24 protein-coding genes are annotated in these 23,447 nt (G+C 39.3%); all 24 read left to right on the forward strand.

The window, feature by feature from the left end:
* Positions 1 to 97 precede the first annotated feature (97 nt).
* Positions 98 to 388, forward strand: coding sequence for a WXG100 family type VII secretion target (locus tag I2E77_RS12890; protein ID WP_195451398.1), 291 nt, complete (start codon positions 98 to 100; stop codon positions 386 to 388).
* A gap of 15 nt (positions 389 to 403) precedes the next feature.
* Positions 404 to 1,036 (forward strand): hypothetical protein, encoded by a 633-nt coding sequence (locus I2E77_RS12895; protein WP_195451399.1) that lies wholly within the window; start codon positions 404 to 406, stop codon positions 1,034 to 1,036.
* A gap of 2 nt (positions 1,037 to 1,038) precedes the next feature.
* Positions 1,039 to 1,563 carry a hypothetical protein gene (locus I2E77_RS12900; RefSeq protein ID WP_195451400.1) on the forward strand — a complete coding sequence of 175 codons (525 nt, stop codon included), beginning with the start codon at positions 1,039 to 1,041 and terminating at the stop codon, positions 1,561 to 1,563.
* Positions 1,564 to 1,576: 13 nt separating this feature from the next.
* Positions 1,577 to 1,873, forward strand: a complete 297-nt coding sequence (locus tag I2E77_RS12905) for a WXG100 family type VII secretion target (RefSeq protein ID WP_195451401.1) — start codon at positions 1,577 to 1,579, stop codon at positions 1,871 to 1,873.
* A gap of 19 nt (positions 1,874 to 1,892) precedes the next feature.
* A complete protein-coding gene (locus I2E77_RS12910; RefSeq protein WP_195451402.1) occupies positions 1,893 to 2,417 on the forward strand; it encodes a hypothetical protein in 525 nt (174 codons plus the stop codon).
* A 10-nt stretch (positions 2,418 to 2,427) separates the two neighbouring features.
* On the forward strand, positions 2,428 to 3,447 hold the full coding sequence (locus tag I2E77_RS12915; RefSeq protein WP_195451403.1) for a hypothetical protein: 1,020 nt from the start codon (positions 2,428 to 2,430) through the stop codon (positions 3,445 to 3,447).
* Positions 3,448 to 3,470: 23 nt separating this feature from the next.
* Complete coding sequence (locus I2E77_RS12920) at positions 3,471 to 3,812, forward strand: DUF4176 domain-containing protein (protein WP_195451404.1); 342 nt, start codon at positions 3,471 to 3,473, stop codon at positions 3,810 to 3,812.
* Positions 3,809 to 4,105, forward strand: coding sequence for a DUF4176 domain-containing protein (locus tag I2E77_RS12925; RefSeq protein ID WP_195451405.1), 297 nt, complete (start codon positions 3,809 to 3,811; stop codon positions 4,103 to 4,105). The genes I2E77_RS12920 and I2E77_RS12925 overlap by 4 nt, the downstream gene beginning before the upstream one ends.
* An 88-nt stretch (positions 4,106 to 4,193) precedes the next feature.
* A complete protein-coding gene (locus tag I2E77_RS12930; protein ID WP_195451406.1) occupies positions 4,194 to 5,453 on the forward strand; it encodes an Mbeg1-like protein in 1,260 nt (419 codons plus the stop codon).
* Between the two features lie 32 nt (positions 5,454 to 5,485).
* Entirely contained in the window at positions 5,486 to 6,937 is a 1,452-nt protein-coding gene (locus I2E77_RS12935) for a serine/threonine protein kinase (RefSeq protein ID WP_195451408.1), read from the forward strand.
* 23 nt (positions 6,938 to 6,960) lie between these two features.
* Positions 6,961 to 10,026 (forward strand): leucine-rich repeat domain-containing protein, encoded by a 3,066-nt coding sequence (locus I2E77_RS12940; RefSeq protein ID WP_195451409.1) that lies wholly within the window; start codon positions 6,961 to 6,963, stop codon positions 10,024 to 10,026.
* Entirely contained in the window at positions 10,019 to 11,620 is a 1,602-nt protein-coding gene (locus I2E77_RS12945; protein WP_195451410.1) for an FHA domain-containing protein, read from the forward strand. Before I2E77_RS12940 ends, I2E77_RS12945 begins: the two co-directional genes overlap by 8 nt.
* A gap of 5 nt (positions 11,621 to 11,625) precedes the next feature.
* Positions 11,626 to 12,507 carry an ABC transporter permease gene (locus tag I2E77_RS12950; RefSeq protein ID WP_195451411.1) on the forward strand — a complete coding sequence of 294 codons (882 nt, stop codon included), beginning with the start codon at positions 11,626 to 11,628 and terminating at the stop codon, positions 12,505 to 12,507.
* Between the two features lie 18 nt (positions 12,508 to 12,525).
* Positions 12,526 to 13,104 (forward strand): zinc-ribbon domain-containing protein, encoded by a 579-nt coding sequence (locus I2E77_RS12955; RefSeq protein WP_195451412.1) that lies wholly within the window; start codon positions 12,526 to 12,528, stop codon positions 13,102 to 13,104.
* A gap of 12 nt (positions 13,105 to 13,116) precedes the next feature.
* Positions 13,117 to 14,484: a DUF6273 domain-containing protein gene (locus I2E77_RS12960; RefSeq protein ID WP_195451413.1), complete on the forward strand. Its 1,368-nt coding sequence runs from the start codon at positions 13,117 to 13,119 to the stop codon at positions 14,482 to 14,484.
* Positions 14,485 to 14,497: 13 nt separating this feature from the next.
* Entirely contained in the window at positions 14,498 to 14,983 is a 486-nt protein-coding gene (locus tag I2E77_RS12965; protein WP_195451414.1) for a zinc-ribbon domain-containing protein, read from the forward strand.
* 33 nt (positions 14,984 to 15,016) lie between these two features.
* Positions 15,017 to 16,069 carry a DUF805 domain-containing protein gene (locus I2E77_RS12970; RefSeq protein WP_195451415.1) on the forward strand — a complete coding sequence of 351 codons (1,053 nt, stop codon included), beginning with the start codon at positions 15,017 to 15,019 and terminating at the stop codon, positions 16,067 to 16,069.
* 74 nt (positions 16,070 to 16,143) lie between these two features.
* Positions 16,144 to 17,109, forward strand: a complete 966-nt coding sequence (locus tag I2E77_RS12975) for a zinc-ribbon domain-containing protein (protein WP_195451416.1) — start codon at positions 16,144 to 16,146, stop codon at positions 17,107 to 17,109.
* A gap of 19 nt (positions 17,110 to 17,128) precedes the next feature.
* On the forward strand, positions 17,129 to 17,875 hold the full coding sequence (locus I2E77_RS12980) for a PP2C family protein-serine/threonine phosphatase (protein ID WP_195451417.1): 747 nt from the start codon (positions 17,129 to 17,131) through the stop codon (positions 17,873 to 17,875).
* Positions 17,872 to 19,092, forward strand: coding sequence for a hypothetical protein (locus I2E77_RS12985; RefSeq protein ID WP_195451419.1), 1,221 nt, complete (start codon positions 17,872 to 17,874; stop codon positions 19,090 to 19,092). The genes I2E77_RS12980 and I2E77_RS12985 overlap by 4 nt, the downstream gene beginning before the upstream one ends.
* Before the next feature lie 56 nt (positions 19,093 to 19,148).
* A complete protein-coding gene (locus tag I2E77_RS12990; RefSeq protein ID WP_195451421.1) occupies positions 19,149 to 20,060 on the forward strand; it encodes a zinc-ribbon domain-containing protein in 912 nt (303 codons plus the stop codon).
* Between the two features lie 15 nt (positions 20,061 to 20,075).
* Complete coding sequence (locus I2E77_RS12995; protein WP_195451423.1) at positions 20,076 to 21,620, forward strand: OmpA family protein; 1,545 nt, start codon at positions 20,076 to 20,078, stop codon at positions 21,618 to 21,620.
* 21 nt (positions 21,621 to 21,641) lie between these two features.
* Positions 21,642 to 23,222: an OmpA family protein gene (locus I2E77_RS13000; RefSeq protein ID WP_195451425.1), complete on the forward strand. Its 1,581-nt coding sequence runs from the start codon at positions 21,642 to 21,644 to the stop codon at positions 23,220 to 23,222.
* Between the two features lie 2 nt (positions 23,223 to 23,224).
* Complete coding sequence (locus tag I2E77_RS13005; RefSeq protein WP_195451427.1) at positions 23,225 to 23,410, forward strand: zinc-ribbon domain-containing protein; 186 nt, start codon at positions 23,225 to 23,227, stop codon at positions 23,408 to 23,410.
* Positions 23,411 to 23,447 lie beyond the last annotated feature (37 nt).

The following is a 23,447-nucleotide window of genomic DNA, read 5'->3' on the forward strand; positions in this document are numbered from 1 at the left end:
AGGATGCCTCCATTGCTGGCTGACTTCTCTCATGCCAGGGCCTGCAAACCATTTTGCGAAAAATACTTGACACTACCCAAATGAGAGGAATGATATTATGAATATTCAGGTAGACACATCGCAATTAGTCGAAAAAAGCAATGAAATCAGAACCTTGAAGGCAGACCTGCTGAACACTATGGAACAGATTGAAATACTTGTTTTATCTGTAAATGGTGGATGGCAAGGAGATGCTGAGAGAGCATTTTCGGAGAAAATTCTTTATGTCAAAAAGCAGTTTGCAAATATTGCAACATTTTTCGACGATTACGCTGAGTTGCTTAAAGGATTTGCATATACATATGAACAACAAGAAACTGATTTATCCTCGAAGATAAATTTAGCATAAAGGAGTTAACAGATCATGAATAAAGAAATCGTTTTAACCCCGGAACAACTCTTTTTTATGGGTAGATTATTGCAAGCGAAATACATCGATTATGCCTACGTTGCCGCAATGAATGATATTAATCAAAATTTTTCTCTGTTTGAAACCGAGGCTAAAGCCGCACTAGTTTCGGCGGGAATTTTGATGGAAGATTTCAGTGGCAATGTTGAAGTTGATCCGACTGTATTGAGTGTATTGAAACCAATATTCTTCGGAGAAACAGAAACATCCATAGATATATGTAACATTGGTGAAACAAACACTGTTGCTGTATACAAGTATCATTTCCATGATGGTGCCGTTACAATGGTCACAGGTGAAAGAGGGAAACTTGTTATTAAAACTGCAGATCAAATTGCGATTCGTGAAAAAGTTGAATCATTGATTTTTGAGACCTATAATGCAGAAAATCAAGTGGTGGAAACCATTGATAAAGCACATATTACTAGATTTATTGCGTTCAAACAGATTCATGTTGGGACGACATCCATGGTGAAGACCTACATCGAATCTGATGGAGTGTTCTATCAGGAAAAAGAAGAATCTATAGAAAGTGTCACACGTACCCAGTTTATTGCAGATGCTTTCGATGTAGTTAAGGGGGTTTAATCATGGCACTTAAAGATAGTAGTGGAAGAATAACAATTGATGAATATGCAGCACAGCAAGATATTCAAAAAATTAACCAAGCAAAAGCTGCCTTAGAGAATTCAAAAAAGGCTATAGAGAATCTGATTAACCAAGCAAGCAATGAGCAAGGCCAAACCGCAGTTGCCATTGTTGAAAAGGCAACTGAGTTAAGAAATCAAATCAACACAATGATTGGCAGATTAAACGAAACAAGTTCCTTTATTTCAAGCACAATAGCCCATTACCAAGAAGTTGATCGACTGGTAAAAGAAGCAATACAAAACAGCATGAGAGCTCAGGCAGCAGCTGCAGCGGCATCAAGTTCCTCCAAGCCTGCGAGCCAACCTGCAGCTCAGCCGTCTGCACCGAAACAAACAACAAGCTCCAAAACGAGTTCGTCAAAAGCATCTTCATCCAAGAAGTCATCCTCAAAAAAATCCAGCAAAAATGATTTTGTGGATGATGTGGTTGATGCTATTTCGGATGCATTTAAGAAGTGGTTTTAATTAGGAGGACAATATGGCTAAGATAAAAATTGATATTGATGCATTGAAGTCCAATGCATCTTCATTAGAAGGAAGAATTACAGAATTACAGAATCTCAACACTAGATTGGAAAACCTGATAACTCGGATCCAAGCGTCTTGGGAAGGGCAAGCGAGTATAATTTATATAGCAAAGATAACAGCTCAAGCAACAAAAGCAAAAAAAATGGTTGATGTTCTTATGGAATATAAGAAATACGTAGAAAGTGCCATTTCCAAGTTTTCAACAGTGGATAACAACTCTGCGAATAGAATCAAGAACTCATTCTAAGGAAAGGAGCTGAAATATTATGATTTCGATAGATACCTCAATAATGCGAAATTTAGTAACCGCATCTACCACAGCAAACAATGCAATCACTGATGCAATGGAAGTTTTGAATCGAATTTCCACACATAATGATTGGGCTTGCAAGGAAAAAGATGCAATCAATGATTATACAAATACAAATAAAAATCGAATTCGCCAACTTCAGGAGAACTCCAGTTCCTTTCTAAATGCAATAACCGGAGCAGCAACTGAGTTTGAAGAGACGGAAACATCTATTTCCGATATGTTCTCATCTGTAGAGTCAATGCTCTCAAATATTTTGAGTATTACTGCTGCTACAGCAGGGGTGATTGGAGGACCGTTGCAGCATGGAACCCCAATTGCAGATTTTCCATCTGGCTTTTCAAACATAATAAAGGATGTTTTAAAAGACATTGTCCCTGAAACGCGTCAGGAAGGTTATAATCCTTTTGATGCTTTTATCGCAAATAATGTTACCGATCCTATTGCTCTATGTAATTTTTCAGATATTGATTTAGGATGAGGTGATATAAATGGCAGAGAAAATTAAAATTACGCCTGAAGAGCTACAATCTCAGGCAATTGAAATGAAAACATTAGAAAGTGATTTTTCAACGCTGTTCTCTGGTGTATCCTCTGATCTTAAAAAGGTCAATACCAACTGGAGCCCTAATCTCTCCCATAATTTTGAGGGCAAGATTAACAGTGCTCAAAACAGTTTTACACAGATTACGCAGGAACTAATGAATGGTGCTAAGGTAGCCGATACATGTGCTGTTACGTTCCATTCTATTGATTCGGAGTTATCGAAGCTTTATTGCACAGATGCCGATGTTTCAGCAAAGTCCGCCAATTCTCTTTTGGATATCATTAAAGAAGAATTCGCCGGCATTCCTGAGGATGCAAAATCTGCAGGAGAAGCACTGGCTTGGCTTGAAGAACAATATGGTAAGTTACCAGACTGGGTTACTCACGGCGTAGATGTGCTAGTTCCAAGTTCGCTTCAAACGGCCTATAACTTAACGAGCGGCATCCTACAAGGGGATATAACCCTTAAGGATGGATGGAGTGCAGTGACAAGCATTCTCAAGAAAAACACAAAACTTGCTGTCATTTGCGAGACCATCAACTATACCTTTGAAAAAGGTACAGCACGCTCTGACGAGATGGAACAAGAACTTTTTGAACAAATCAGCGAAGGCGATATTCTTGGCGCAGTTTTTGACGGCGCAGAAGGATTTGTAGACACTATTATTGGTGGTTCGGTGGAAGTTCTTGGCGACGTTGGCGGTGGCTTAGTAGATGCCGCAATCGATAACATCCCAATTGTAAAAGGCATTAACAAGTTGGCAGAGTATGGTACCGGTTTGTTGGGATGGAATGACGGCGATGGTTACTCTATTGGCGGTCTGATTGGTGCTGGAACCGAAAAAATTTCGGATGGCATTGATATTGCCACAGATTTTATTACTGATAAGGTTGATATCGTAACTGATGCCGTGACCAGCGGTGTCAAGGCTGGTATTAACTGGGTCAAGGGTTGGTTTGATTAATATAAGCGGGAAAGGAGATTGTTATGAAACTATTACCACTTGGATCGATAATCAAAGTCAATAATCATAAAGTGTGTGTTATTGGCTATGGTTCTGCCGATAAAGAGGAAAAATCTGTGTGTGGATATTTTGTAGCTGTATATCCCGTTGGATTTACTAGCATTGATAAGGTGCTTTTCTTGCCCCATTATGCAGATTTTGAAGTTGTGGCCGAGGGTTACAAGACAGTTCCCTCAGAAAAAATATTGGATACTCTTGCAAAGAGCTTTGAGATGGTTGAAAAGGTTCCCGATGAGGAACTCCTAAAGATTGATGCAGCTCTCAAAAAGATTGCAGCGAAAAAAAAGGAGGCAAACGAATCATGAGCACATATCATCCTATTGGAACAATTGTGAAACTTACCATTGATAAGGATATGCTTTTCATGATTGCCGGGTACCTTACACGCCAGGGTGACGGTAAAACATATGATTATTTTGCTGTTCCGTTTCCCTTTGGACTTATGAAGGACAATCAATACATCTCGTTTAATCATGACCGCATCACAGACGTGATTCATATGGGATATTGCGACGAAGAAGGTCAAGCGGTATTAGACGGGTTTGATCAGTTTGTTGAAAATCTTAAGAATGCCGCAACCGATAAAGAAAACACTTAATTGTTTTTCGTGGGACGTGTTGAAGAAAATAGTTTTGTTATTTCATTTGTCAAAATGCGCAGTAAGTAATGAGTAAAGGGGGGCCTTTGTGATCTATACTGATGTTGAATTATCAATCCTGTCTCAGCTTGCATATCAAGACATGAGAGAGGGAGAAACGCTTTGGTCAGCGCTTCTTAACAATCAAGGATATTTAGAAAAAAGCTTAGGCTCCGATTATAAGTCGCATATATCGGGTCTGATTTCCAAGGTGAAAGATAATGGCTGTTACATAGTTAAAGCACAAACCAACACAAGCAGTGGGTTTTCTGCATTTGCAGTCAAGGATCCCATTAATAACAATGTTGTAGTTGCATGTAGAGGAACAGAATTAGGAAAAATTTCGGAGAATCCTATTACCGCTGGCAAGGACCTTTATGAAGATGTTTCGTTGGCTCTTTCTCAACAAACTTTACAGCAAAAAGATATGGATAGTTTTATGAATGATCTTCAAAAAGGTGGATATGATGAATATTCCTTTACAGGTCATTCGTTGGGTGGAAACCTCGCAATGTATGGCGCGATAACGCTAAAAGACAAAAGTAAGCTGAAAGAGTGTAAGACATTTAATGCGCCTGGATTTAATAAAGACTTCCACAAACAGTATGAAAGTGAAATCAAAAGCGTAAAGAAACGGATGACAAGCTACCAAAATAAGTATGATGGTGTATCAGAAGCGCTTGAGGTTCCTGGGGAAAAAGTGATTTTGGCATCACAAAAGAAATATATCGACGGTGCTATTTGTCATTTGCAAGATGATTTCGTTATTGAAGGTGGAAGTTTTAAAAAAGCCAAGCCACAGAAAAAAAGTGTCACCGCTTTAGGTTTATTGCTTAAATATGGTGGATCTGCAGTTGGACATGTAGATGAAAATCGCGATAATTTAGGCAGCATATCTCGTTTTAACGCCTTACAATCATCAAAATCGGGTGATTTAACAGCATTCGGCGGTTTGGGCAGTAGTAGAATCAAATTGACCCCTGACGAACTAAAAGGTCAGGCTTCGCAAATGCTTGCATTAGGTAATGAATTTGAACAGTTGTTTGATGGCGTTGTTTCCGACTTAAATAGCGTTAATAAAAACTGGAGTGCAAACCTTGCTAATAATTTTACGGGAAAAATAACAAGCGCCCAGGGGCGATTTAAGCACATTTCCGATATGTTAGCATCCGGAGCTGCAGTAGCGAATCTCTCTGCAAATAATTATGAAGAAGCAGACTCGCTATTAACCAAAGTTGTTGTTGGCGATCTATTTAAGCAAGATGAAGGAAGCATAGTTGGTGTGCTTCGTAACTCAGGTAATATTTAAGAATTTATATTTCACTATAGAGGTGCAGAACGATGGAATTAGAAATCCTAAAAATTTGGCCTGATTGGAAGGCAACTAAGCTACTGGGTGAAGGTAGTTTTGGAAAAGTATATGAGATTGTCCGTAACAATTTTGGCATTGAGGAACATTGTGCGCTGAAAGTTATTACTATTCCCTCCTCCCCTGCAGAACTGCAGAGTATGAGAAATGAAGGTATGGATGATGCTAGCGCAACAGCATACTATAAAGGGCTTGTTGAAGAGTTTGTGCAGGAGATTGCTCTTATGTCCAAACTTAAAGGCAATGTTAATATAGTAGGTTATGAGGACTACGCAGTTATTGAGCACGAGGATTCCATCGGTTGGGATATCATCATTCGTATGGAACTTCTTACAGCACTGCCAGCATATATTAAGGATCGTTCTTTCACCGTTAATGACGTAATTAAGTTGGCTACAGATGTTTGTAATGCACTAGAAGTATGTCATGAGCAAAAAATCATACACCGAGACATCAAGCCGGACAATATCTTTGTTTCTCAAAACGGGGATTATAAGTTGGGCGATTTCGGTGTTGCAAGAACAATTGAAAAGACCGTGTCCGGCTTATCCAAGAAGGGCACGTATACATATATGGCCCCGGAAGTATATAAGGGCGAGGCATATGGAACGAACGTTGACCTATATTCATTGGGCATCGTTATGTATAAGCTCTTAAACAATAACAGAGAGCCCTTCCTACCTCCGCATCCCGAACTTATCAAATACAGCGATAAAAATGATGCATTGGTTAAGAGAATGAATGGCGATATTATTCCGCCCCCTGCCAACTGTAATGAGTTTCTTAGTCGCGTTATTTTGAAGTCCATTAACTTCAAATCTTGGGAACGTTATCAATTACCGTCCCAGATGAAAGCAGATTTGCAATCGGTTAAGAATTCCTTGGGATCTGGAATTGCTCCAATTCTGCAAGCGGATCATATTGCTGCATCCAGTACGTATTCGACTGGCCAGAGTTTTAATTCGGCACAACACACAAATCACTCCTATGTTCCGAACAACTCATATACGCCAAATAATTCGTATGTGCCAAATAATTCTTATATACCAAACAACTCCTATGTTCCAAGTAATCCAACAACAGGCGGAACGGTAGGTAATAATGTGTTTGTCTTTGGTGCGAATAACGCTATCCAGCAACAGAACACAAAAACTGCGAAGACAAACAAAACCCTAAAGACGGTAGCAACTGTCCTTGGATGGATTGGTGCGCCTCTTTGGTTTTTAATGTTTATCGAAATCGATACGGCAATGCTCATTATTTCACTTTTGGTTGCTGTGAGCATGACGCTTTTAATGATAAAGAAATTGGAACCACAACGCAAAATATTTAGCATTATTATGTTGGTGTTAAGTGTTTTCACTATCAACATATTTAATTTAACTGCGGCAATTCTTTATTTGTGTATAAAGAAAACAGAATAGGGGTTCAATAGGAGGAAAAGAAAATGGAGCAGAATTTTTGCGTGCACTGCATGAATTCAACTTCTGACGACATATGTGGCGTCTGTGGAAAAAATAAAAAAGAATATCAACCTGCACCGCATCACTTACAGCCGGGTACCATACTCGGCGGTAAGTATGTGGTTGGTGCGGTTTTAGGAGAAGGTGGTTTTGGAATCACCTATATTGGTCGTGAAATCAATTTGGATATTAAGGTGGCCATAAAAGAATATTTCCCCTCTGGAGTCGTGAACCGTAACAATACTAGTTCGACGGAGATATCCGCTCATGTGGGTGATGCTCAGGCCTTTTTTGAAAAAGGCAAAAGTAGTTTTCTGGGCGAAGCACGCACATTAGCAAAATTTTCGAATGAAGCAAGTATTGTTTCTGTGCGCGACTTTTTTTCCGAAAACAATACGGCATACATTGTTATGGAATACCTTGAGGGCATTGATCTAAAAGATTATATAAAGCAGCATGGAAAAATGTCCTTTGAACAGACAGTTGCAATGTTAACTCCTGTTATGAGGGCTCTTTCTAAAATTCATGCGCAGGGGCTAATCCATAGAGATATAAGCCCGGCTAATATTATGATTTTAAACGACGGCACGGTGAAACTCCTGGATTTTGGTGCTGCACGAGAAGTTGGTGGAGCCGATGAGAAGAGTCTTTCCATATTGTTAAAACCCGGTTTTGCTCCAGAAGAACAATATAGAACCAAAGGACATCAAGGTCCTTGGACAGATGTATATGCGTTGTCTGCCACAATGTATAAGATGATGACCGGTCTTACACCTATCGATGCAATGAATCGAGTGTTTTCAGATGATCTTAGAAGGATTACTGAACTGAATCCTGGTGTTACACCGGAGCAGGAGGCAATTATCCTCAAGGGAATGGCAGTACAACAGGAAAATCGATATCAAACCATCGATGAGTTGTGTGCTGACTGTCAGACTGGGTCTGTTAAAGAGCAACCAGTTGAAAAAACTGTTGGAACTGCGTCGGACAATAGTAATTGGATGAATGCTTGGGGGAACTCTCAAGAGCAAACTCAAAATCAGTCTGGAGAAGCTACAAACAGTCAGGCAATTAAAGGTGATAAAAAGCCAAACATTGCTGCTTTTGTTGGTTCTATTATTACGGGATTCCTTTCCTTGTATTTTATCCTTAATACTGCATCACAAATTATTGATGAAGAAAATGTTATCTTCTCTTTAATTATGACACTCTTATTTGGGGTTGCGACATTCTTCTTGGGAAGGTTATATTTCCCTCGTATCGATAACAAAAAAAGAAAACCAAATGTTTTTTGTCTTGTTGCAAATATATTGTCATCGTTACTTACGATCTTCTGTGCGTGGCTCACATATGTAAACTTTACAGATGTTTGGGCAGAAGAAGGCACAGGCGAATTCGGTGTAGTTCTGACCGTGTTATCTTTAGCTTTGCCGATTTTCTTTGGATACTTCTATTATCCGCGTTTAGAAAGAAAAAAGAAAAGCTTGGTTGCAAAGATTTATAGCGGTATTGCTGCTGGTGCAGTTGCAATCTTTGCTATTGGAATCATCTTTACGAGTGTAAATACCATTACTATCGGAGATCAGAATATTGAGAGAGATGCTACTCACGTAAGCCTAACATTAGATATCGTTACTAATAATGATATTGCGAAATTAAAGGAACTTAAGAATCTTGAGTCCTTGGAAGTGTTTGAGTGTTTCCTTGATGACGAAGATATTAAAACCTTGGGTGAGCTTACACAGCTTAAGAAACTATCTATATCCACGAATACAGATGTAACTGATATTTCACCACTTAGCAACCTGACCGAACTGACTTATTTGAATATATCCAACACAAAAGTCTCGGATATTTCATGCATTGCTAATTTGGTCAAACTCGAAACATTAGATATTAACAACACAAAAGTATCCGATTTAAGTGCGCTTACAAACTTTACTGTCTTAGACACTCTTAAAATGGATTCTATTGAAGGTCTTGATGTTTCAACAATCACCTTGCCGGCAACGGTACGTACCTTATATTGCAATAGCAACGAGCTTGAGTCACTTGATTTTGTTTCCGGCTCTGAGTCCTTGGCAAACATTTATGCCTCGAATAACAAAATCGGCAGCTTGTCACCGTTATCAAAATATAAGCTTAACATCATACATTTGGCAGCCAATAACATTACCGATTTGTCTCCGTTAAATGTAACTGCCATCAGTGATTTGGATGTGTCAACCAACGCTATTTCCGATATTTCTTGTTTGAAAGGCATCCCTGCCTTTCAACTCGACCTAGGTTATAACCAGATTACAGATATTAGTGCTTTAACTGAAAATTATCAAATCGGTATGGTCGATTTGAATAACAATCAGATCACAGATATCAATCCATTGAAGGATTGTTTTAAAATCTATTCACTGGATATTTCTTACAATCAGATTGTTGATATTAGCGCCATAGCCACGATCGATGCAATGGAGCATTTCAATGCTCGTGGAAATAAAATTGTTGACATTACTCCTTTAGCATCGTGTACAAAATTCATAGAAAGTGGCAACACCATTGATTTGAGAGACAACCAGATCGTAAGCGTTGATGCTCTTTCTAAGTATACAAAGGTTACACATATCTATCTTTCTGGCAACAAAATTACGGATGTTTCCCCGTTGCAGTATTGTGTTGCTTTGGAAATGCTTAAGATTAACGACAATCAGATTGCAGATGTATCTGCTCTCGGTTCATTACCTGAATTGTATATATTGGAGCTTGTAAATAATCCAATCACCAGTTTAGATGCATTCGGTTTGGCGGGTCATGAAAATTCCCTTTTAGGTAATTCTGTTTTAAGAATCACCTATAATGAAGGTATCGATTTTGCTAGACTTGCTGAGATCGAAAAATTGGTTGTTACTGTATATGATGTACCTCCGAGACAACAAGAAACTATTCGCGGTTATGGATTCAACGCATATCAGGATTACTCCGGAGATTTAGATGAAATCGAGGAGAACGATGATCTTGTTGAAGATGAGTCAACCGAGGAGGAAACTAATGGCTAAAACAGTATTTTTTGAAGAGAAAAATTCAAAAGGTGCTGTATTGGTACTGTTCAATAAGCAACGTGTTATAGGAACAAGCACTCTTGGGGCATTAACCACCATTGGTAGAGCTACCGGGCAAAGTAATTGTGATATTAAAGTCTGTTCTCCAATAGTATCTCGAACTCACGGAGAGATTGCACTGATTAATGGAGAATATCACTATAGGGATTTGAACAGTACAAATGGCACCTATATAAATAATGTGCTTATTGGACAGAACTCTACTGTAAACAAGCAAGCTACAATCCTCAAGGATGGAGACGTTATCTGTTTCGATATTCGTAAAGACGGTCAAAGCCGACCGGATTGTGTGTTTGCTTTGTTCGCGACATTCTGCGATGCAAACAGTGAGTGGAGTAGTTTGGAATTGAACAACGACATTGCTGAAATTTGCGTGGGTCGTTCTGAACAGACCAGTCTGCAAATTAATAATGACACAATTTCTGAAAAGCATGCATCATTCTTTTGTTCTAGCAATGGATGGGCAATTATCGATCATCAAAGCACGAACGGAGTGTATCTGAATGGCAAGAAAATGTCCGCTCCAAGATATCTCGAAAAATTTGATGTAGTAAGAATTGTGGATTCATACTTTATTTTTACTGGAGAGCAATTTCTTTTTTCAAAAGGAATCACGAATTTAGAAAATAAGGAAGCATCAAAACAACATACGTCGGTGAGAACTTCCTTCTCTAATGTTCAGAACGCATCTCATGTTTCAGTACAATCACAAGGGCAACTGGTGATCAATATTACCGAGCGTAGCGTTATTCAAAGATTCAAGAAAATGCTTTTACTCCAAGATATAAACTTGTCTGTCTCAAATGGTGAGATGGTTCTGATCCTAGGTGGCTCTGGTGCCGGAAAAACGACCTTCATAAATGCTGTTATGGGATATGAGAAGGCAACCGGAAAAATTATGTACAAGGATACTGATATCTATGCCGAATATGAGCAGATGAAATACGAAATTGGTTTTGTTCCACAACAAGATCTTCTTCGTGGAAGCGATACGGTCTATGATACTTTATCCAATGCGGCAGAAATGAAACTCCCGAGAAAGATGAGTTATGAAGCTCGTGAAGAACGAATCACTTCAGTGCTGGAGGAACTCGGTCTGAGCCGGGAAAGAGAGACATTGGTTTCCAAGCTCAGTGGAGGTCAAAGAAAACGCTTGAGCATTGCTGTTGAATTTATCGCAAATCCTAGTTTGTTTTTCCTTGATGAACCAGACTCAGGTGTTGATGATATTATGGGACGTGGTTTGATGGAAAATCTGCGTACCATTGCCAATCAAGGTAAAATAGTGATGGTTATAACCCACAGTCCTGAACGTGCTTCGGATTTATTTGATAAGGTTATTGTTCTTGCTAAAAGCACAAAAGATAATTGCGGGCACCTAGCTTTTTATGGTTCAATCAATGAGGCATATAAATTCTTTGAAGTATCAAGTTGCAGAGAAATCGTAAAAAAAATTAACCGACCTGATGAGAATGGTGAAGGGTTATCAGATTATTATATTGAAAAATATGCCGCATTCAGCAAGGGGTGATGCTCATGGGAGATACAAGAATAGGTCGCATCGGCCAAATAAAAATTTATACCGGTAAGTGCTTTCGTTCTTTTATACATGAAAATGGATGGAAGTCTCTTATTAGCACACTCATTATTTCAATTATTCTTGCTTGGGTAATTGGTGATAACACCTTTGCTGTAAATGAGAGCACTAAAACAGGCGTTTTTGCAATGATTTGTGGTTGTATATGGACTGGCTTGTTTAATTCAATTCAGTCTGTGTGCAGAGAAAGAGCAATCATTAAGAGAGAACACAGAACCGGATTGCATATTTCCTCATATGTTTTGGCTCATATGATATTTGAATTTGTACAGTGCGTTGCTGAGGCAATTGTTCTTACTACGGTATTTGATATCTTTCGAGATTTCCCGTCCACAGGTATTTTGTTTGGATGGACCGCATTTGAATTTTTTATATCATTCACATTGATTATATTCTGCGCAGATGCTCTTGGAATTTTGGTTTCTTGTGTTGTCAAAACAGAGAATGCCGCAATGACAGTTATGCCTTTCGTGCTTATTGTACAGCTTGTTATGTCGGGTATGATGTTCACATTACCGGAAAAAGCGGAACCTATTAAGGAACTTACAATTAGTAAGTGGGGATTGTGTGCTATATGCAGTTCTGCCGATCTAAATGAAATTCCTACGAAAGACACTCTGGAAAAATTCGAGGCTGCAGCCGAATCGGATGAAGAAATCACAAGCTGGAAAGATTTGGGTCTCACGCAGAAGTATGATATGGATTATGATGCCTCTGTACAGAATGTTACAAAAACGTGGCTTGTATTGATACTCTATAGTGCTTTGTACGGAGCAATAGGAACAGTTTGTCTAAAGTTTGTTGATAAAGACAAACGATGAAGAAAGGTGGTAAAAGAAATGAAGATACCTGCATTTAAGTGCCCACACTGCGGTAATAATTTAGGTACAGCAGTGAATGCGTATTTGTATGGCAGTCCTTTTAGGGTTTGTAATAAATGCAAGAATTCTTATGTCGATAAACGTTACCACGAAATTGCGATAGAAGGTATAAGGCAGGAAGATATCAATCCAACTGAGGCAGATAAACAATCCCATCGCAAATCGGGAACCAAAGCTATTTGGATTGGCATCGGAATGTTAGCGCTGTTTATCATCATTTTGTTTACTGGGTGGATCGTGTTTCCTCTTCCCATTTTTGGTGTGATTAGCATTATCGGTGGTATTGGTGCAATGAAGGGTGACAGTAAAAAAGAGCTGGAAAAAACTCGAAATGCGTTAGAGATTGAGAGACAACAATCTATGCTTCGTATGCAAAATCCTCAATATGTAGAGCAACTACGAGCGATTGGCTATGACATACCCTTGAATATACAATCGGTTGGAAATACATATACTCAGCAGAATGTCTGCAAAAACTGTGGTACCGCACTTGACACGAGTGACCGCTTTTGTCCCAAATGCGGTACCCCACATTAGGGAGGTGACTTCATGTTTTGTCCAAAGTGTGGAACCAAATTAGTAGATAATGCGAAATTTTGCGCAAAATGTGGAACTGCAGTTGAATCACAAACAAAGAGTGCGACGCCACAAACCGATCGACAGGCACAGTGGAACTCGCAATGGAATGCCCCTGTTCAATCTATCAATCCTGTGACTCGTGCTGCAGATCCCCCTGCAAAAAAGAAATTGCAGTGGTGGCATATATTATTGATTGTCGGCGGTGCCATAGTATTGCTAATTTCTTTGATTGCGATAGCTGTAGGTTCATCTAATGATGGCGGTTATACTGGTGGAAATGGGAATTTTGGTAACTATGGCGCCTATTATGATTATGAATCTGATGCCGATGATTCGGACATTTCAAAATTCAAGTTTATAGAAGACAATTACTATTCATGTTCTCCCAAATTCGGTGGGAACGAAACAATGATTTTGAAATTTTCTAATGTTACCGAATCAAGCATAGCAATCGAATATTATTCGCACGATTTAGGTAACTACGGTAGAGATGAATACGATCACGAATTCACATCAGCTACAATGATCTACGATGAAGAAGAGGGTTGTTATGAGTTTGAATTCTGTGGATTTTGGCGGCTATATACATACAAGTTGGAATATAACCGTTATGAGATCAATCAATACTATGGTCAGAAATTCGAGAAAGTAGATCCCGTAAAGCCGGAAGATTTTTGGTGGTACGAGGAAGCTAAAAGACAAACCGGAGACTATGGTTCTGGTTCGGCAGCTGATATTTCACAAGCTAAAATTGGAGACGTTATTTCTATTGGAAAGTATGAGATGGATAATAATACTTCCAATGGTTTGGATGACATTTCCTGGCTTGTTATTGATGAGAATGATAGTGGTATTCTGGTGATTTCAAAGTATTGTATTGCCAAACAGGAAACAAGCAGTAGCTATGAAACATGGGAAACCAGCGTTGCCCGCGAGTGGTTGAATAATGAGTTCTATAGCAATGCATTCACAACAGAGGAAAAGAATAAGATTATCACTTCGACTATTGTAAATGATGATAATGCTGACACAGGGATGGATGGTGGAAATGATACATCAGACAAACTATTTCTGTTGTCAATTGATGAAGCGAACAAGTATTTCACAAGCAAGGAAGACCGTAAAGCTTATGGCACCCTCTATTTACAAGAGTTGGTTGACGAAGATGAAGATTCTTTTGGTTGGTGGTTGAGAACTCCAGGTAAAAGATTTGTCACTCTGAGCAGTGAACAGATTTATCAAAGCTATGTTGGCAGTAATGGTTATGTGTATACAGAAGGCTGCACGGCAGCAGTGTATAACAACGGGCTACGACCCGCAATGTGGATTTCAAAGTAGAAAGGGTGATTAGATGTACTGTATTCAATGTGGAAAACAAATTGACGATGGTTCGGCTTTTTGCCCCGAATGCGGAAGCAAACAAGAAGCAGAAATTCAAACTGTGACCCATGAAGCTATCAATAGTCAACCTTTTATTTCTCCGTCCTCTTCTTCAATGGCAAACACTAATTGGGCTAACTCGTATTTTGATGGAGGATTAATGGGACTTATAGGAGTCAATCTTGCGGTTGCCTTTGTATCCTTCATTACGCTCGGCCTTGCATGGCCGGCACTATGGTGTTTTAGAATGAGATGGGTATACAAACATACCGTAATTGGCGGTTATCGTTTGAAGTTTACTGGCAAAGGAGGACAACTTTTCGGTAAATACCTATTGTGGGTATTACTGACGATTGTTACTCTTACAATCTATGCTTGGTGGCTCCCTATCAAGTATAAAAAGTGGGAAATTAGTCACGTAGAAATTGACTCAATGATCCCGAACAATAGGTATTAATTTTATTAATATAAATCTTTTGGAGGTATAGTTATGTTTTGTAAACAATGCGGAAGCGAACTCAAGGATGGTGCAATGTTTTGCACGAACTGCGGCGCAAACCAAAATGCAGCCGCTGCAGCCCCTGCTCAAAATACTGAGCCGGATTTGGAAAAGACGGTAGGTGTTTTCGATGCAATGCCTGGCTCTCAGCCAGCACAACCTGTGGTAGAACCTCAGGTTCAACAGCAACCAAAGGCGGAGCCCTCTGTGGCACCCGCACAGCAACCTGTATATCAGACGCCTGTGCAGCAGCAACCTGTATATCAGACTCCGGTACAGCCACAGAATGCCTATAATCCCAACGCTGGTGAAGCACATAATGGTAAAGTAGGTTTTGGCAAGGCTATTTCTTTGTTCTTTAAGAACTATGTAAATTTCAGCGGAAGAGCTTCTAAGAGTGAATACTGGTGGGTTTTCCTTTTCAATGTGATTATGTTTTTCCCGCTTGGTTTAATATCTGGTGCAGTTCCTCCTCTGGGTGGTCTTTGCTCTATCGCACTTATGATTCCCGGTATTGCTCTTGCTGTAAGAAGACTGCATGACGTGGGCAAGCCTGGAGCATGGTGGTTCATGGGCCTTATACCGATTGCTGGCGGTATTATTCTTCTGATCCAGTTCCTCAAGGATAGTGATGGTGATAATCAGTGGGGACCTGGTCCTGTTGCAGCTGTATATGGATCTGGCCAGTTTGTTAACACTCCTGTGAATAATGGAGCTCCTGCACAGAGAGTTGTTACAGATAATGATATTTATGCTATGGCACAGAACCATGAACCTGTTAATGTAAATACTCCTGATGCTAAGCGAATGATGGATAGCGCTCTCGGAAGAATTGTCCCTACATATACAGGAATTGAAAATCTTGCCGGAGCAATGATGCTTTGTGATCCTCAGTCCATCAAGGCAAATATCGCGGCAACTGACACAGAGACCCTGATTGTAATTTTTAAGGCACTTGGCTTCTATATCGGACAGGGCGGCGACGCTAACGTTCTTGGTATGGTTCAGCAGAATGTGCTTGCTACATTGAAAACAAGATTTTAATTTCACAGCGGAAGAGGCATCCTATGATGCACTATCGTAGGATGCCTCTCCTTTACTTATAGGAGGAAAAGATTATGGCTTTTTGTGAATTCTGTAAAGCTGAAGGTCAAAAGACTGGAACATGTGCATATTGTGGAACCGTTTATTACACTGCAGGCGTTACTTTCATTTATGGACAAACCGAAAAAGATTCGTATGGTAGTGAATTTAGACTTACCAACAAGTATTTGATTGTGAGAAGCGTTTCTAAAGCTGAAATGGCCGGTAATGTTACCGCTGGTGCAGCGTTTGGCTTAATTGGTGCGTTGGCAGCTACTGCAGTTGATTCTGCTCGTAAAAAAAGTTACGGTTTCTATGATTTACAGGATTTACAAAAGGTCATATATCCGTACCACACAAATTCCTTAAAAAAGGACACCGCGTTTAAATTCATAAATAAAGATGGAAGCGACTTTGTTTTGAACTTTAACCTAAATGGCATGTTCTGTGGTAAGGCTGCTAAGAACTTTGCTGATGCATTAGTGAAGGTAGGAGTATTTGTTGAAAATGGTACTGGTTCGAAGTATCCTTTCTGCTGTATGAATCCTTTTGTCAATCAAGCTACATTCGCAGCACGTGTATGTCAATCTGCAGCCACATTTGTAAAGATGACAGACGAACAGTTTATAGCTCCACCAATTTCTGTAGGGGCTCAAACGCATCAAACCCAAGCGGCGCCCCAAGGTTATAGTCAGCCTGTTCAGCAGGCACCGATACAACAACCTATATATCAAACACCGGTAGAGCCTGTTCAACAAACTCCTGTGCAGCTTGCTCCGGTTGTTGAGACCACTCCAACACCTGCAGTAAATGCGGCATGGCAAGCCGCCTGGCAGGCAACTGCTGTTCCTGTGGAGGAGAAAAAAACAGAGCAGATAATGTGCTCTACTTGCGGCTCAATGAATTCGAGTGCAGCGAGATTTTGTAGCAAGTGTGGGACACCATTTGCATCAAGTCAGCAACCTGCACTTTCGATAGATGATTGGAAAAACAAATGGTAATTTGTGTTAGGTGAAGGATATGCTTGAATATGCAATAATGAGTGAAATTGGTAGCCGTAACCTCAACGAAGACTATGTTGGCGCAGTGGAAAAAAACAATTCTTATTGTTTTGTAGTATGTGACGGACTTGGTGGACATGGTATGGGTGATGTTGCCTCTCACTTCGTTACAGATGTTTTTATCGAACAATTTAATATTTGTGATTCATATGATGGCTTTCTTTCATCTGCTTTTTCACAGGCTCAGGAGCGATTGATTGAGCATCAAAAAAAGAACAAAGTAAAGAATAAGATGCGCACCACAGCGGCGGCAATGCTCGTTGATGATGTTCTTGTGTACATTGGACACGTTGGTGACTCTCGGGTGTATGTATTTGACGGGAATGGAATAAAAAAACGCACAGTAGATCACAGCGTTCCACAAATGTTAGCTTTGTCAGGAGAAATCACAGAAGAAGAAATCCGTAAGCATCCGGATAGAAATATCATCCTGAGAGCAATGGGAACAGATTGGGAAAGCCCAATGTTTGAACTGTTGCCTTCAATTTATCTCGCAGAATGCCGAGCATTTCTTTTGTGTTCAGATGGCTTTTGGGAATTCATAAATGAGAACGAAATGTTTAATTCACTTAACAACAGTAAAACCGCAGATGAATGGCTTCGCACTATGAAATCAGTGGTTGAGAAAAATGGCATTAACAAAAAAATGGATAACTATTCAGCAATCGCAGTTTTGATTTCCAAAGGGAGCGAGGTGCAACAGTGAAACAACAAATCGACCGTAATAGAATTAGGGCGGATATATTAGCAAAGAAGCCTGGAAGAAAGATAAGAGACGCTATAGAGAATAATGCATTTTCGATTGTTGAGGATATATGCATTGATGATTTGCATAACCACGGTGATTCTCGTTGGCTTTACTTTAAATTGTCTGGAAAGATTCTTGTAACCAAACACAATCTACTGATGCCGTTAACCGAGAAAATGTTTGGAGTTGAGCGATATCTCAGCACCAAATCTTGGTTAAATAAAAAAATGTACCTTGTGTTTGCCGGCGATAAAAATGAATGTGTTGGTGTATATGTTTGTGATGAATGTTTTATTCCAGATGTGCAGTTGTTCAAGAAGGCTTTTCCAGATAATATAAATAAGACTGCACCGAGAGGAATTATTTCACTGCAACTGCTCTCCACATTGACCATCCCAAAGCAAAACAAACCAGATGGTAATAAGTATTCAATTCATCGACATATTTGCGCTCGGAAGAATTACTCCTATGACGGGGAATCCTCGTCTACGGATTTTACAATATATTTAACCAATGGTGATGAAAATATAACGTTTAGATTTTCTGACAATGGAAAATCCGGTGTTATAGAGTCATCAGGAGTAAATTGTAGCAATGGCGACAAAGCGTTTTTAAATGTTTTCGTTAATAGCTTTTATTATGTTGCTTTTGTTAACGATAAACCTCGGTATTTGTTTTCCGCAGATCAATGGAAACTTTCAACCGAATTTAATCTGTTACCGAAACCTCAACCCAAACCGGTTGAAAGGCAGGCTTATTTACAGGAAATTAGACCGATGATTGATAGAGGGGTTATTAGAGAAATTTACGGCAATGATACAGTTTCGGTATTGAATCTTGCAAACACTTTTTATGGAATTACTGATTATCGAAGAGATTCGAAAGAAACTACACAGTTTGTTTGTGCTTTCGGCGATTACAAACTGGTGAAAATGTTATTCAATCATCCCAAGGAATTACCGTTGATTATGTCTGCCATTCGTAAGGTAAGATTTCAAAGTAAATTCTATGATGAATTAATAACTCTTTCTTACCATACACAAGAAGTTGGCCCAGATGATCGAATAGATTTACAGATGGAAGAAGATATAAAAAATCTTTTCCAAGAGGATATTTACGCTTCCTTGGAAGCACCAAGCTTTTCCAAAAACGATTGGATGAGTAGATGGGGGTAAAGATACGTGGCAATATCACGATATCATATAACAACACACAAACGGAGGAATAAAAAATGAAAATCTGTCCTAATTGCAGAAACACCGTTGAGGATAGTGCAATTTTTTGCGATAAATGTGGAGCACGTTTTACAGAGCAAAACAACGTACGGGCTAACTATTCTCAGCAACCAAACAACCAAATTAACTACACACAACAACCGAACAATTATGGAGTGAATCAGCCCCAATACCAGCAGCCTGTAGTAGTGCAGCAAACACAGCCAAAGAAAAAGAACACAGGTATGATCGTTGGAATTGTCGCAGCAGTCTTGATTGTATTAGCCATTATCGGTAGTGTGGCACAAAAAGCTTTCCAAGATCAGGGCTACGGAAGCGACGGCGGGAATGATTATACTCCTTCGTATAATTTTGGAACAAACGACTCATCATCCAACAATGATATCAACTCAACTACGGATAATAATGTTTCCGATGTTATGACCTACAATAAAGGCTCCGTTGTTGATGGTTGGTATGTAAATGAATGGGCAAATATGCGATTTGATACAAATGGTAGTTGGACAGATGGTAGTGCTGAAGAATATGGCTCCTATGAAGGTGATCCTAATACTGAATGTGGAATCATCTTAAATGATGCTGATAATGGCAAACAACTTGTTATCTGCTTTGAAAAGCTTAATGGACCAAGTGCATCAGTAACAGAAGAGGCTTATTTAGACATTATTACAAGCGGATTAAAGCAACAGTATTCAGATGCCAATCTTACTTGCACAGTGGCTGATTACTACGACACTACAGTTGCAAACGAAAAATTCAAAACGGCAAAATTCACTTTTGATGGAAGCACGTTGATTCAAGAATTCCATGTCCGTAAATACGATGGATATATGATTTTTATCGCTGTAATGGCACAAGACAGTTTTGATGCAAGCACAATAGTAAACAATATACGTGCTGTCAACTAAGAAGGAGAAGAAACGATGAATAAGAAAATATTAGCAATATTCCTTGCTATCTTGATGGTTTTTTCGCTATCGGCTTGTGGCAACAAGGGTGGCAAAACAGAAGATGGCAGCCCAATGCCGGAAGGATTTGTTTTTGAAGGCAACGATAGTCAAGAAGAAACCGTAGCCTTGGGTACTCCAAGCACTAAGCTTAATCCGCAGGATGTATATAACAAACTTACATATACCCCAGAAATGTTCTATGGCGATTATCGTCTCTTAGGCGGTGATGATGCACAGGAAAAGTTTGGTGCAGAAGCACAATACTTTAAGTGGACACAAAAAGGAACCGAAAAGGAATATTCTAAATTACCTTTCCGTATTAAAGCTGGTAAAAAGACTTTGATGCACTCTGTAAATTACATTAAAGAGTATAATTGGATGGAACTTTCTTTCATGCGTAATTACTCTGAAACTTCTTGTAATTTGGAAACAGCGTTGTGTGCTTATTCTATTGAGGGTAACAAATTAATTCTAAAGCCTCTTGATACATTTAACGTAGATAAAGAAACAAACAAAATCACCTATACTTTTGCAGATGTAACATGGGAATACGCATTTAGTTTTAAGGGGCGTACATTGACTCTTGAAGCAGACGGAAATAGCATTGCTTTAACAACTTGTTTAGATGCATACGGCGAAAAAGATTATGTTTTTGCTGAAGGATATCTTTCTCCTGGTTCCGAGAGTGCACATAACATTGATTACATTAGATTTAGATATGATAGTGAAGATAAAGACTCTTCATTAAGTTTTGAAATGGTTGATGAAAAGCGTAGCTATAACTCGATTGCTGTTCTTGAAGAGAATGGCTTGTTTACATTCACTTTGTCGCTTGAAGACAGTAAGGAAACATATCAGTATGTTTGTTTCTGTGCGGCCAATGATGGTCTAGTACTTACGGATGGTACGAACACTTACTATTACAATGATACATATAGCGACCGTCACAAACTTAACCTTAGCGAATATTTAACCGAAGATCAAACTGGTAAACTCGATGAACTCAGCGATTCTCAATTAGAGGCAATTGTAGAGAAAAAAGAGAATCTTATGGAAGATCTTGCAAAGGCATTCAATGATGCTGGCATTAAAGTAACCGTAGATGAAAAGACCGGTGAATTAGCAATGGACTCTTCGGTATTGTTTGGCGGCGACTCTGCTATTTTGACAGCTGAAGGTAAGACTTTCTTAAATAAGTTTGTTGATGTTTATACTTCTATTGTTTTTTCTGAAAAGTATGAAGGTTTCGTATCAAAGACCATGGTAGAGGGCCATACTGCCCCTGTATCCGGTAGTACATATGAAAGCGGATTACCGTTGTCAGAGCAGAGAGCCAACAATGTTAAAGATTACTGTGTTTCCTCAGACACAGGAGTAGATACGAGCAAGCTTGCTTCAAATTTGGAAGCTATCGGATATTCCAACAGCAAACCGGTTAAGGATGCGGATGGAAATGTCGATATGGCAGCTTCTAGGCGCGTATCATTCCGCTTTATTATTAATCTTGAACAACAGTAAATAAACACGGAGGAAAGAAGAATGAAAAGACGCATATGCCAGTTTTTATCACTGGCTTTAGCATGTGTATTTGTATTGACACTTTGCTCCTGCGGCAAAGAAGCAAGCAATAACAAAGGTAAATCAGAAGATGGAAAACTGGTATGGTATTTAGGTGGTAATAATATCTTTGCCGGTGACGTAGATGTAGAGTCTTTGTTCGAAGATGTTACAGATTCTGTGGATCCGGCGAAGATCTATTCATCTCTTGAGTTGACCGAAGAAATGCTTCACGGTGTATATACTCTTAACAATAAAGAGGATGACCTCAAAACAGTAAGAAAAGAGATCCCATTCGAAGAGGTTCAATTTAAGGATAGCACCTCTAATTTAACCATTCTTCCTACTGCGGTATATTTTGGCACCGAAAACATTTGCAGTTCAGAAACTGGCTACAAATATGATGAGTTTAAAAGTGTTACAGATCATGAAGTGGCCGTCCTTGAGCTCGCCACCGAAGACAAGGTTGGACAAACTCCGTGTACATATGAAATCAACGGAGACTCTATTACTTTTAAACAAATCAGTCAAACAAGTGGTGATGAAGAACCGTTTGCATATGAGTTTACAGGCGTTGAGTTTAGTTATACCTTTGAACTTTCCGGCCCATACATGACGTTTTCCAAAAACAATAGTTCGTTGAAGTTGAAAGCATTTTGTCTGACAGAGAACACGGATGATTCACTGTCTCTTCACGGATATTCTCTGCCGGATTCTCCGTTGATTGAAGGCTTAGATTATTTTGCAAGCGCTGAAGCATGGAACTACGCTGTTAGAAGAGATGGCAGCTATTATGATCTTTCAGCTTATAAAATTGATGATGCAGGAAGATTTACAGTGTATCTTGCGGAGAAAGACATGATAAGTGGTGAAACGGATAAATTTGTAAGCCAGTATGCGTATATTATCCAGAGCTCTGCAAGTAGTTTCAACACCGATTTCAGCATCATACTTCTCGACGGTAGCAAGGTGTACTATTATACAGATAACATTACTCAAAGAGAAGCTCGCTCTTTGGCAGACCAGGGAGCCAATGTTAATGACCTTACAGAAGATGAAATCAAAGAAATTGCTGAGAAAAAGGCTGACTTGTTTGATGATCTATACAAGGAATTCGAAGCTCAAGGCATAAATGTTACAATCAATCGTAGCACTGGTGAAATAGCAATGGATGCATCCGTTCTCTTCGGCGGTGATTCTGCTGTTATTACTGCAGACGGTAAAGCCTTGTTAAACAAATTCTTGGCCGCATATACATCTATCGTTTATAACGAGAAATATGATGGCTTTATCTCTAAAACAATGGTAGAAGGTCATACTGCACCGGTTGCAGGCAGTACCTATGAGAGTGGTTTACCTCTTTCACAACAGAGAGCCAACAATGTTAAAGATTATTGCCTGTCTTCTGACACAGGTGTAGATACTTCTAAATTGACCTCTACTTTGGAAGCTACTGGTTTGTCCAATAGCAAGCCAGTATATAACTCTGATGGTGAAGTTGATATGGCAGCATGCCGTCGTGTTTCTTTCAGATTTATTGTAAATTTAGATAAGCAGGGATAAAAATGGGAAAATACTGCGGTAATTGTGGTGTTCAGATGGCACAGGATGAAAAGTTCTGTGCCATCTGCGGCACAAAATTTGAAAGCAATATAAAAACAGTTAAAACATACTCTAAAAAGCAATTGACTCCTGAAGTTATTAAAAAAGATGTAAATGGTAATATAAAGTACAGAGTTTTTCGCCACTAAAAGTACACACTTTTTCGCCACATAAAGCGCAGAGTTT

Source organism: Anaeromassilibacillus sp. 1001302B_160321_C8 (genome assembly GCF_015554745.1).
Classification (GTDB): domain Bacteria; phylum Bacillota; class Clostridia; order Oscillospirales; family Acutalibacteraceae; genus Anaeromassilibacillus; species Anaeromassilibacillus stercoravium.